This is a genomic window from Sphaerobacter sp. (assembly GCF_019683595.1).
Classification (GTDB): Bacteria; Chloroflexota; Chloroflexia; order Thermomicrobiales; family Thermomicrobiaceae; genus Sphaerobacter.
Map to the genome: position 1 here is coordinate 1 of NZ_JADGHZ010000109.1, position 11,765 is coordinate 11,765.

10 protein-coding genes are annotated in these 11,765 nt (G+C 68.9%); 8 read left to right on the top strand and 2 right to left on the bottom strand.

The annotated features are described in order from the left end of the window. Nucleotides 1-256 (bottom strand): response regulator (locus IRZ30_RS11630; protein WP_294085295.1); only part of this gene is annotated, 256 nt, incomplete at its 3' end. Nucleotides 257-504: 248 nt separating this feature from the next. Beyond that, nucleotides 505-2,349, bottom strand: a complete 1,845-nt coding sequence (locus tag IRZ30_RS11635; protein ID WP_294085296.1) for a cation:proton antiporter — start codon at nt 2,347-2,349, stop codon at nt 505-507. A gap of 242 nt (nt 2,350-2,591) precedes the next feature. On the opposite strand from IRZ30_RS11635, the gene IRZ30_RS11640 reads away from it, so the two are divergent. The 8 genes from IRZ30_RS11640 to ptsP all read left to right on the top strand — a co-directional run bounded on the left by IRZ30_RS11640 (nt 2,592) and on the right by ptsP (nt 11,242). Next, entirely contained in the window at nt 2,592-3,836 is a 1,245-nt protein-coding gene (locus IRZ30_RS11640; RefSeq protein WP_294085297.1) for an MFS transporter, read from the top strand. 278 nt (nt 3,837-4,114) lie between these two features. Next, nucleotides 4,115-5,074 (top strand): MIP/aquaporin family protein, encoded by a 960-nt coding sequence (locus IRZ30_RS11645; RefSeq protein WP_294085298.1) that lies wholly within the window; start codon nt 4,115-4,117, stop codon nt 5,072-5,074. An 87-nt stretch (nt 5,075-5,161) separates the two neighbouring features. Further along, entirely contained in the window at nt 5,162-6,163 is a 1,002-nt protein-coding gene (dhaK, locus tag IRZ30_RS11650) for a dihydroxyacetone kinase subunit DhaK (protein WP_012873558.1), read from the top strand. Between the two features lie 139 nt (nt 6,164-6,302). After that, a complete protein-coding gene (gene dhaL, locus IRZ30_RS11655) occupies nt 6,303-6,944 on the top strand; it encodes a dihydroxyacetone kinase subunit DhaL (protein WP_294085306.1) in 642 nt (213 codons plus the stop codon). 193 nt (nt 6,945-7,137) lie between these two features. After that, nucleotides 7,138-8,634 carry a glycerol kinase GlpK gene (gene glpK, locus IRZ30_RS11660; RefSeq protein WP_294085308.1) on the top strand — a complete coding sequence of 499 codons (1,497 nt, stop codon included), beginning with the start codon at nt 7,138-7,140 and terminating at the stop codon, nt 8,632-8,634. 154 nt (nt 8,635-8,788) lie between these two features. Continuing rightward, nucleotides 8,789-9,190 carry a dihydroxyacetone kinase phosphoryl donor subunit DhaM gene (gene dhaM / locus IRZ30_RS11665; protein ID WP_294085310.1) on the top strand — a complete coding sequence of 134 codons (402 nt, stop codon included), beginning with the start codon at nt 8,789-8,791 and terminating at the stop codon, nt 9,188-9,190. Next, nucleotides 9,187-9,462, top strand: coding sequence for an HPr family phosphocarrier protein (locus tag IRZ30_RS11670; RefSeq protein WP_294085311.1), 276 nt, complete (start codon nt 9,187-9,189; stop codon nt 9,460-9,462). The genes dhaM and IRZ30_RS11670 overlap by 4 nt, the downstream gene beginning before the upstream one ends. Before the next feature lie 88 nt (nt 9,463-9,550). Beyond that, nucleotides 9,551-11,242, top strand: a complete 1,692-nt coding sequence (gene ptsP, locus IRZ30_RS11675; protein WP_294085313.1) for a phosphoenolpyruvate--protein phosphotransferase — start codon at nt 9,551-9,553, stop codon at nt 11,240-11,242. Nucleotides 11,243-11,765: the final 523 nt, after the last annotated feature.

Genomic DNA, 11,765 nt, shown 5'->3' on the forward strand with positions numbered 1-11,765 from the left:
CGCGGGTGCTGCCCTGCTCGCTGACGAAGATCAGCGGCCCGGTGTAGCGCCGCCCCCGCAGCTCCTTGCACAGCTCCCAGCCGTCCAGGTCCGGCAGCTCCGCCTCCAACAGCACGGCATCGGTCTCCCGCTCGAACACCGCGTGGAGCCCCGCGGCTGCCGTGGTTGCCTGAACTACGGTGTGCCCGGCCTCACCCAGGATGAATCCGACGAGACGGGCAGACGCAAGGTCCGGATCGATTACCACGATGCGCATTGATTCCCTCCACCCTGCGCGTTCATCTGATCAGGAAACGGCGAGCCCGGTTGGTCTACCCCGAAGATGTCGCCCCCGGTACGACGCTCGATCGTGGCCGTTCTCAGCGTGCTGGCGGCATCCGTCTCATATGGAACACCCCCAGCTTCGCAACCGGGGCTCGACCGGTGTCACGCGCTTAAACGAATGGAGTGTGCCCCCGACACTGTACGCGCGGCCAAATGTTACGGGACTGCAATCTGTCGGCGTCACTGGCCCTCGAGCAGCCGAGCCGCCTCGGTCGTCGAGCGGCGACCGCCGACCAGGGTCACCGCGTCGCCGGCCTCCAATACGGTATCCCCGTGCGGGATAACCTGCCGGCCGTTGCGGCGCACGAGCAGGATGAGCACGTCACGCGGCAGCGGCACCTCGCGCAGCGGGCGCCCGGCGACGCCGTTGCTCCCCACCACCACCTCGACGACGTCGGCGCCATGGGCCTCGACCTCGCTGAGGAGTCGGAAGAGCGTGGGGCGGCGCACCAAGTTGGCCAGGATCATCGCCGTGGCCCGCGCCGGGTTCAGCACCTGGATACCGGCCGCCTTGAAGCTCTCCACCGCCTCCGGGTCGTTGACCCGCGAGACCAGCTTCTGCCGACCGAAGCGCGTCCGGGCGAGCTGCAACGCGAGCAGGTTGTCCTTGTCCGACCCGGTGGTGGCCACGACCGCCTTGGCGTGGGCGATGCCGGCGCGTTGCAGCACCTGGGCGTCGGTCCCGTCGCCGAGCACGACATGGGCGCCGAGCTGGCGAGCCCGCTCGGCCACGTCGGGATCCTGCTCGATCACCGTGATGTCCTCCCCGGCGTCCAGGAGCTCCTTCGCCAGCATACGCCCGACCTTGCCGCCTCCGATGATGAGCACGTCCATCGGTATGACCCCCAATCGCTGAGCCAACCAGCCCGCGTAGCTCGCCTGCACGGCGATGGTGATGACGATCGTCAGGAAGACGAGGCCGAGCAGCGCCGGAGCGCCCGCTACGCCCGCCGCGTCCAGGTTCAACGCCACCAGGGTAGCCAGCGAGGCCGCCACCACACCCCGCGGCCCGATGGCCGCCACGAAGACGCGCTCGCGCCAGGAGAGCGGCGAGCGCATGGTGCTGAGGAAGACGCCTGCCGGGCGCACCAGCACCATCATTAGCAGCACCGCCGCCGGGCCGCGCCAGCCGAGCTCGACCAGATCCGACGGATCCAGCGTCGCGGCCAGCAGCAGGTACACGGTGGCGATGACGATCATGGTGATGTCGCCCTTGAACTCATGGACTTCCTCACGGTGGGGGAACTCGGCGTTCCCGAGAAGCAGCCCGGCGACCACGACGGCCGCCAGCCCCGTCTCCGGCACCACCGACTCGACGATCGTGTAGATCGCCGCGGCCCCGGCGATGGCCATGATCCGCGCCACCCGGCTCGGCTCCTCGCCCAGCCGCCGCAGCACCAGCAGGAGCAGCACGCCGCCGACGGCACCCCAGGCCGCGCCGATCAGCAGGCGCGTCCCTGCGTGGATTGCCGCGGCCCCCAGGTCGAGGCCCGCCGCCCGGTTAATATTGAAGACCACCAGGGCGATGACCGCGCCGATCGGATCGACGATCACGCCCTCGCCGGCCAGCGTCGCCCGCACGCGGCCGCGCACCCGCACCCGCTGCAGCAACGGCGTGATCACGGTCGGCCCCGTCACCGACACGAGCGCGGCGTACTGGATGGCCAGCGGCCAGCTCAACCCGGCGACGCCGCGTGCCACCAGGGCGCCGCCGACGAGCGTGACCACCACGCCCAGGGTCACCAGGTTGCGGACCGGCGCCTGGACCTGGCGCAGGTAGTAGCCCTCGAGCGAGAAGGCACCTTCGAAGACGATGATGGCGACCGCGAGCTGGACGACCGCGGTCAGCGTGTCGCCCATGTGATTGGTCGCCAGCAGGCCGAGGACGCTCGGCCCCAGCACGACGCCGATGCCCAGGTAGAGCAAGATCGACGGGATTGGGGTGCGGAGCGCCAGCACCTGCACCACCGCCGCGGCGACCAGGATGCTCGTGCCGGTGATAACGAGTTGCTGTGTCAGTTCCACCCGGCGTCGTTCCCTTTCGCAGTACTCCTCCGTCACGCGTCCAACCAGAAAGCCGCAATGCTATCGCAGTACCCCCACCAGAACCAAATCGCGTGCCGGCTCGCCCGCGGCGACCCTCCACGACGGACCACCATGGACGCGGCGCGCTTGCAGGAATTCGGCGTCCTGAGCCATTGCCCCTAAGCGGGAGGTCTCGTAGACTCTGGAATCCGGCACGCCGGACCGCTGGGGGACACACACGCATGACCTCGTGGAGACGAACACTCTACGCTCTGTGGTTGGCGCAGACGCTGACCATCATCGGGTTCAGCCTGCGCACGCCCTTCCTTCCGCTCTTCCTGGCCGACCTCGGCACCACATCGACGGAGCAGCAGGCCCTCTGGGCGGGCCTGATCAACGGCGGTGGGGCTGCCGTCATGGCCATCACTGCCCCGTTCTGGGGGTTCGTGGCCGACCGCTACGGCCGCAAGCCGATGGTACTCCGTGCCATGTTCGTCGGCTCCTGCACCATCGGGCTGATGGCCCTCGCCACCAGCCCGTGGCACCTGCTGGCGCTGCGCTTCGTCGAAGGGGGGTTGACCGGCACCGTTACCGCATCAACCGCGCTGGTGGCCACGACTGTGCCGAAGGAGCGCCTGGGCTACAGCCTCGGCCTGATGCAGATGGCCATCTTCTCCGGCTCGTCGGTCGGCCCGCTGCTGGGCGGCGTCCTCGGTGACACGATCGGCTACCGCCCCACCTTCGTGCTGGCCGGCTCGCTCCTGTTCATCTCGGGCCTCCTGGTTCTCGTCCTGGTGCAGGAACACTTCGAACGCCCCGCCCCGCGCGACGAGGACAGCTCCGAGGCCGCGTCGGTACGGGCCTTGCTCGTCACGCCCGCCATGGTCGCCATGATTCTGGTGCTGTTCGGCCTGCGCGCGGCCAGCAGCGCGATCCAGCCGATTATGCCCTTGTACGTGGAGCAACTGGCCAGCCGCGCGACCGGCGTCGCCTCCCTCGCCGGGATCACGATGGGGGTGATGGGCCTGACCAGCGCCCTGGCGTCGGTGATGCTCGGGCGCGCGGGTGACCGCTTCGGCACCCGGCCCATCCTGCTGGCCAGCATTGTGCTGTCCGGACTGCTCTACCTGCCGCAGGCAGGGGTGCAGTCGGTCGGGCAGTTGATCCTCCTGCAGGCCATCTTCGGGCTTGCGGTCGGCGGTGCCCTACCTACGGCCAACGCCATCGTGGCCCACCTGACCCCGCCGGAGCGGCGCGGTGCCATCTACGGTTTCACCGCGGCGGCAACCTCGCTCGGCGGCTTCGTCGGTCCACTCGGTGGTGCGAGTCTTGCGGCAGTAATCAGTATCCGAGCGACGTTCCTGGTCACGGGAGCGCTGCTACTGGCAATAGGGCTGTGGGCATGGCGTGCCATTCCCGAGCAGATTGGCGTCCCGGCCACATCCGGGTCGTCACGGGCCCTCAACCGATCCGGTTCACTGCGCTGATCCGGCGAACCCTGGGACAGGGGGAGCCAGGGGAAGACCATCAGCCTCGGGCCGGATCGGTTGATAGTACCTGGCGCCGAGTGGCCGGGAACCGCTCACCTCGACGGCAGGCAACCATGCCTTCCTGGCTAGTGAGAGGAGGGGCGGGGATGGCCGTCCACACGCGGCGCGCTGCGTGTGGATCCTCACAAACGCATGCGTTCCGATCTCGCAGTTAGGTGTCCTTCTACCGGGGTTGATCGCACCCGCTTCACGGCGGGTGGAGGAAGGAGCACTCGATGGCCAGTCCGACGACCCTGGGTAAGACCGGATGGCGTGCCACCATCTGGGGCGAGTTGCTCGCGGAATTCCTCGGCACGTTCGTCCTGATCATGTTCGGTGACGGTGTCGTTGCCATGGCTGTGTCCGCCCTGAACTCCTCGGGACGGGCCGCCGAACCCACGACGATCTTCCTCGCCAGTGGCGACTGGCTCCTGATTACCTGGGGATGGGCCCTGGCGGTGACCTTCGGGGTGTATGTGGCGGGCGGTATTACCGGCGCCCACATCAATCCGGCGGTGACGATCGCCTTCGCGGTCAAGCGGGGCTTCCCCTGGTCGAAAGTGCCCGGCTACATCATCGCCCAGATCCTCGGTGCCTTCGTCGCCGCCGCACTCGTGTTCGCGAACTACCGCGACGCGATCAAGTCCTTTGAGGGCGCGGCCGGCATCGTCCGCGACGGCGAGGGCGGCAACACGACCTTCAGTATCTTCGCCACCTTCCCGGCACCGTACTTCGGTGACAGCCTGATCGGTCCATTCATCGACCAGGTGATCGGCACCGCGCTGCTGGTGCTCCTCATCCTGGCCGTGGTGGACACGCTCAACCTCGCACCGCGATCGAATCTCGGGCCGTTCATCGTCGGCCTGATCGTCGCGGCGATCGGGATGTCCTACGGCGCCAACGCCGGGTACGCCATCAACCCGGCCCGCGACTTCGGGCCGCGGCTGTTCGCCTACCTGGCCGGCTGGGGCCAGTGGGCGTTCCCCGGGATCAACTCCTACTGGTGGGTGCCGATCGTCGGGCCGATCGTCGGCGGCGTGATCGGCGCCTTCATCTACGACATCTTCATCCACGACGTACTCAAGGCCCGCGGCGTGCAACCGGCGCCCGACGTGGAGGTCGAGGGCCGGGCCGTCGAGGAGCGCCCTGAGGAAGAGCGCCCCGAAGAGCGCGGCCGCGCCGCACCGGCCGACTAACCGTCATCGCGTGAGCTGCATCGGCCGGTGACCGACCGGCCGCCGGCCGGTGCTCCTCCGGCGTCGACCGCAACGAAGGAGTTCTGCATGAAGAAGCTCATCAACCGCCCGGAGGATGTGGTCCGTGAGGAACTGGAAGGGATGGCAGCGGCCCATCCCGATCTCCTGCGGGTGGACCCGGAACTCCAGGTCATCATCCGCAAGGATGCGCCGATCGAGGGCAAGGTCGGCGTCATTTCCGGTGGCGGCAGCGGCCATGAACCGCTCCACGGCGGCTTCGTCGGCATGGGGATGCTCGACGCCGCCTGCCCGGGTGCCGTCTTCACCTCGCCGGTGCCCGACCAGATGCTGGAGGCCACCAAGGCGGTCAACGGCGGTGCCGGCGTGCTGCACATCGTGAAGAACTACACCGGCGACGTCATGAACTTCGAGCTCGCCGCCGAACTGGCTCAGGCCGAGGGCATCGAGGTCCGCAGCGTCATCATCAACGATGACGTGGCGGTACAGGACTCGCTCTACACCGCCGGGCGCCGCGGCGTCGGCGGGACCGTCCTCGCCGAAAAGATCACCGGCGCGCTCGCCGAGCGGAAGGCGAGCCTCGACGAGGTCGAAGCCGTCTGCCGCAAGGTGAACGAAAACGTGCGCAGCATGGGCATGGCGCTGACCTCCTGCACCGTGCCCACCGCCGGAAAGCCGACCTTCGAGCTGGGCGAGAACGAGATGGAGATCGGCATCGGCATCCACGGCGAGCCTGGTCGGCAGCGCCTCCCCCTCGCCTCGGCCGACGAGATCACCGAGATGCTGGTCACGCCGATCCTGGAAGACCTGCCGTTCCGCCGGGGCGATCAGGTGTTGGCCTTCGTCAACGGCATGGGCGGAACGCCGCTCATGGAACTGTACATCGTCTTCCGCCAACTGCACCGGATCTTGAGCGACCGCGGCATCACCATCGCTCGGTCCCTCGTGGGGGACTACATCACCTCGCTCGAGATGGCAGGCGTGTCGATTACCCTGCTCCGGCTGGACGACCAACTCATCGACCTGTGGGACGCGCCCGTTCACACTCCCGCGCTGCGGTGGGGTGTGTAGGGCGACAGGCGTGTTGCGTGGTTCGCGGTTCGTGGTCCGTCTCGCTCTCCTCTCCCCTCGGGAACTCCCACCGGGAGAGCCGGGGTGACCGTGACGAAACACGCAGCACGGAGCACGAAGCACGAACAGAGGATGCACCGTGGGGAACAGTGACGCGATCACGCTGGAGATCCTGCGCCGCATCACGGAAGTAATGCGGGAGAACGCCGAGGAATTGACCCGCCTCGACTCGGCGATCGGCGACGGCGACCACGGAACCAATATGGCCCGTGGCTTCAACGCGGTTCTGCCAAAGGTGGAGGCGATGGCCGGGCAGCCCCCCTCGGCGCTGCTGAAGACCACCGCCACCACCCTCATCTCGACCGTCGGCGGCGCCGCCGGACCCCTCTACGGCACCGCCTTCCTCCGCGCCGCCACCGCGCTCGACGGCAAGAACGACATCGATGAACGCGACGTCCTGGCCGCGTTCGAAGCGGCGCTGGAGGGGATCAAAGCGCGGGGCAAGGCCAGCCCTGGCGAGAAGACCATGGTCGATGCGCTCACCCCGGCCGTCGACGCCCTGCGCGCCGCAGTCGAGCAGGGCCAGGATCTGTCCACGGCACTCGACCACGCCGCGGCGGCAGCCCGAACCGGGATGGAGGCAACCATCCCGATGCTGGCCACCAAGGGACGGGCCAGCTACCTCGGCGAGCGCAGCATCGGCCACCAGGATCCCGGTGCGACCTCGTCCTACCTGATCGTGCAGGCGATCGCGGATGTCGTTCGCGAGAATAGCGGGTAGTGCGTGACACGTCATGCGGCAGACGTCACACGTGTTCCGTGTGTCGTGCTCCGTGTGCAGGCCCTCACTCCCAACCCCTCTCCCAACGTTGGCAGAGGGGAGACAGACGCAAACCGGCATTCGGAACGCGCAGCACGCAACACGCACGACGAGTGACGCATGACGCATGACGTACGACGAAAGGAGCCCGACCGTGGCACAGGCGGTACTGGCACTGGACCAGGGGACAACCAGCTCACGCGCCATCCTATTCGGCCATGACGGCCGCCCGATCCTCGCGAGGAACCAGGAGTTTCCTCAGATCTACCCTCAGCCAGGTTGGGTCGAGCACAGCCCGGAGGACATCTGGAACTCCCAGGTCGCCGTCGCCAAATACGTGCTGGAGAGCGGCCGTGTGGCACTCGAGGACGTGGTCGCCATCGGCATCACCAACCAGCGCGAGACGACACTGATCTGGGAGCGTGACACCGGCAAACCGGTGCACAACGCCATCGTCTGGCAGGACCGGCGCACCGCCGCCATCTGCGACCAGCTCAAGGCAGCCGGCTGGGAGCAGCAGATCCGCGAAAAGACCGGCCTGGTCATCGACCCGTACTTCTCCGGCACCAAGGTCAAGTGGCTCCTCGACAACGTCTACGACCTCCGGCCGCGCGCCGAGCGCGGGGAACTCGCCTTCGGCACGGTGGACACCTACCTGATCTGGCGGCTGACCGGCGGGAAGGTGCACGTCACCGACTACTCGAACGCCTCGCGCACGCTGCTGTTCAACATCAACACGCTCGACTGGGATGACGACATCCTCAAGGAGTTCGGCATCCCCCGAGCGCTGCTGCCCGAGGTGCGCCCGTCGAGCGCCGTCTACGGCGAGACCGATCCGAGCATCTTCGGCCGCGCCATCCCCATCGCCGGGGATGCCGGCGACCAGCAGGCGGCCACCTTCGGCCAGGCCTGCTACCAGGTCGGCATGGCCAAGCAGACCTACGGCACCGGCAGCTTCATGCTGATGAACATCGGCGACAAGCCCCAGCCGTCGAAGAGCGGCCTGCTCACCACCGTCGCCTGGGGTATCGGCGACAAGGTGATCTACGCCCTGGAGGGCTCGATCTTCATCACCGGGGCGGCCATCCAGTGGCTGCGCGACTCGCTCCAGATCATCAGCAACGCGGCCGAGTCGGAGGCGCTGGCCACCCAGATCGACTCGAACAACGGCGTCTACTTCGTCCCCGCCTTCGTCGGCCTCGGCGCCCCCTATTGGGACGCCTACGCCCGCGGCGCCATCGTCGGCCTGACCCGCGGTGCGGGCCGTGCGGAGATCGCTCGCGCCGCACTGGAGTCGGTCGCATACCAGACCCGTGACGTGCTGGAGGCGATGCAGACCGACACCGGCATCGAGTTCAAGGAACTGCGCGTGGACGGCGGCATGGTTGCCAACGACTTCCTGATGCAGTTCCAGGCCGACATCATCGGCAAGGCAGTGGAGCGGCCCGAGGTGGCGGAGACGACGGCGCTCGGCGCGGCGTACCTCGCCGGTTTGGCCGTCGGCTTCTGGAAGGACGAGCAGGACATCGCCCAGAACTGGCAACTCAATCGTCGGTTCGAGCCGCAGATGAGCGAGGACGAGCGCGAGCGGCTCTACAAGGGGTGGAAGCGCGCCGTCGAGCGCGCCCGCGACTGGGAGGTCCACGAGTAGCGTGGCGCGCACCCGGTCGTGATCAGCAGGGGCGGGGCCTGGCCCCGCCCCGAGCGGCACGGGTGCCCGATGTCTGCCAGGGGCGGGTTCGAAACCCGCCCCTGGTGGATGCCAGGAACGGCGGTCACGGGGTACCCGTGGGTGAGGAGGATCTATGCCGGTGGGTCTGGTCATCGTCGCGCACAGCCAGCGGCTCGCCGAAGGGGTGCGCGAGGTGGCGCTGCAGATGACCGGTGGCAGCGTCACCATCGAGGCGGCGGGCGGCGTCGCCGGCGGCGCGCTGGGCACCGACGCGGAAGCCATCGCGCGGGCCATCGCGGCGGCCGACAGCCCGGACGGTGTCCTCGTCCTGATGGACCTCGGGTCGGCCGTCCTGAGCACCGAGATGGCAGTCGAGATGCTGGGCGACCGGTTGCAAGGTCGCGTCGTCCTGAGCGACGCGCCCCTGGTCGAGGGTGCGGTGGTCGCAGCCGTCGAGGCCTCGATCGGGCGCTCCCTGGATGAGGTCGCTCGCACGGCGCTTGATGCCCGACAGATGACCAAGGTGAAGCGATGACCGAAGCACGCTTGACCATCGCCAACCCGGTCGGCCTGCACGCCCGGCCGGCCGCGCTCTTCGTCCGTACCGCGGCCAGCTTCCAATCGGCAGTGCGTGTGCGCAACCTGACCCGCGATCCGGAGCGGGAAGCCGACGCCAAGAGCATCCTTAGCCTGATGACGCTCGGCGTCGAGCACGGCCATGAGATCCTGATCCGGGCCGACGGCCCCGACGAGGAAGCCGCCATCGCCACGCTCCGGGAACTGGTTGAATCCAACTTCCGCGAGTAGCCCCCGGCGGGTACGGGCACCGGCTGGAACACCACCTGCGAGCAGCCCGGGTGCGGGTGGCGGCACGGTGACGACGAAAGGCGGAGTCATGGCCGAACGGAGACTGCGCGGGACCCCGGCGGCACCTGGGGTCGCGGTGGGGCACATCGTCCGCTACGTTCCAACCCGCGCCGCGGTCACGACGACCACCCTCAAGCCGGAGGAGGTCGACGCCGAGATCGCACGGCTGCACGCCGCGGTGACGCGGGTTCGCGAGCGCATCGACGCGGCGCGCACGCGGGCCGCCGCGACTGCCGGGGCACAAGAGGCAGCCATCTTCGACGCGCACCTCCTCATGCTCGAAGACCCCGCCTTCACCGGCGAGATCGAGCGCCGCATCCGGGAAGCGCACCAACCTGCCGGGCGCGCCGTGGAAGACACGGCAGCCGCGCTGCGCGAGCAGTTCGCCCAGATGGGGGACGAGTACCTGCGCGCCCGCGCGGCAGACATCCAGGACATCGCCACCCAACTCCTCCGCGCGCTGGCCGGGGACGAGCCGGCCCGCCCGCCGGAGTTCCCGGAGAACACGATCATCGTCGCCGAGGAGTTGCTCCCCTCAGACACCGCGCTCTTCGACCCCGACCGCGTCGTCGCGCTCGTCACCGAGCGGGGCAGCCGCACCGCGCACGTCGCCATCCTCGCCCGCGCGCTGGAGATGCCCGCCATCGTCGGGGTCGCCGGCGTGCTGGCCCAGGCCCAGGAGGGCGAGGGCGCCATCGTCGACGGCGACTGGGGCGAGCTCATCCTCTCCCCAGACACCGACACGCTCCCCGGCTACCAGTCCCGCCTCGATGTCGCGCGGCAGGAGCGTGCCCGGCTCCGCTCGCTGCACGCCCTCCCGGCCGACACGCTCGACGGCGTCCGCATCACGCTGCTCGCCAATATCGGCACGCCACGGGAGGCCGAGATCGCGCTGACCCACGGCGCGGAGGGGGTCGGCCTCTTCCGCACCGAGTTCCTCTTCCTCGACCGGCCCGAGCCGCCGAGCGAAGAGGAGCAGTACCAGGCCTACCGCCACGTCGCCGAGGTGATGGCGTACCGCCCGGTCGTCATCCGCACGCTCGACGTCGGCGGGGACAAGCCGGTGCCCGGAGTGCACCTCGAACCGGAGGCGAACCCGTTCCTCGGCATCCGCGGGCTGCGCCTCTCCCTGCGCTACCCGGACCTGTTCCGCACCCAGATCCGCGCGATCCTCCGCGCGTCCGCCCACGGGAACGTCCACATGATGTTCCCGATGGTCGCCACCGTGCAGGACCTCCTCGACGCCCGGCAGATCGTCGAGGAGGTCAAGGACGAATTGAACGCCGCGGGCATCCCCTACGCCGACGACCTGCCGATCGGCATCATGGTCGAGACGCCTGCCGCCGCGGTCGCCGCCGACGTGCTCATCCGCGAGGTGGACTTCTTCAGCATCGGCACGAACGACCTGGTGCAGTACACCCTGGCGGTGGATCGAACCAACGCCGAGCTGGCCCGGCGCTACGACCCGCTCGACGTCTCAGTCGTGCGGATGATCGCCCAGGCCACATCAGCCGCCACCGGCATCGGGAAGTCGGTCGCCGTCTGCGGCGAGATGGCCGGCGACCCGGAAGCGATCCCGCTCCTGCTCGGCCTGGGCGTCCGCGAACTCAGCATGACGGCCACCAGCATCCCCCGCGCCAAAGAGATCGTGCGCAGTCTCCGTATCGCCGACGCCGAGCAGGAAGCCCAGCGCCGCATCATCGGCGGGCTGAGCGACTGAGGCGGCGCTACCAATCTCACGCTCCGGCCGCTGAACCACACCCGGAGCGAGCGGCGTGAGGATCCGCGCGTCGTGATCCCGTTCCGGGGTGGATGGTGGGAAGGTTCCCGCACCCCGGCACGTGCCCGGGGCTCAAGCCCCGGGCTGACAAGGAAAGCCGGCTCAAGCCGGCTCTTTGGAGTGCGGCGGCCTCAGCCGCCGCTTTGGTATCGCGCGGCCGCAGCCGGGCGCCGGGAGTGGTTCTGCCCCAGCGTCGGGACACGGGATGGGTGGTGGGAAGGATCCCGTACCCCGGCCCGTGCTCGGGGCTCAAGCCGCCGGGCTGAATAGGGGAAAGCCCACTGAAGGGGCTGTGACGGTGACATCCCGGCGTGCCCGGTTCGGCCACCGCTCGGCCCCAGCATCCTCAGCCGGCTTCAGCCGGCTTTGGTTGTGAGCCCGGTGGCTTGAGCCCCGGGCACATGCCACGGCGCGGGGATCCTCGTGCCACCCACCACACACACGCCACGACGCGAGCATCCTC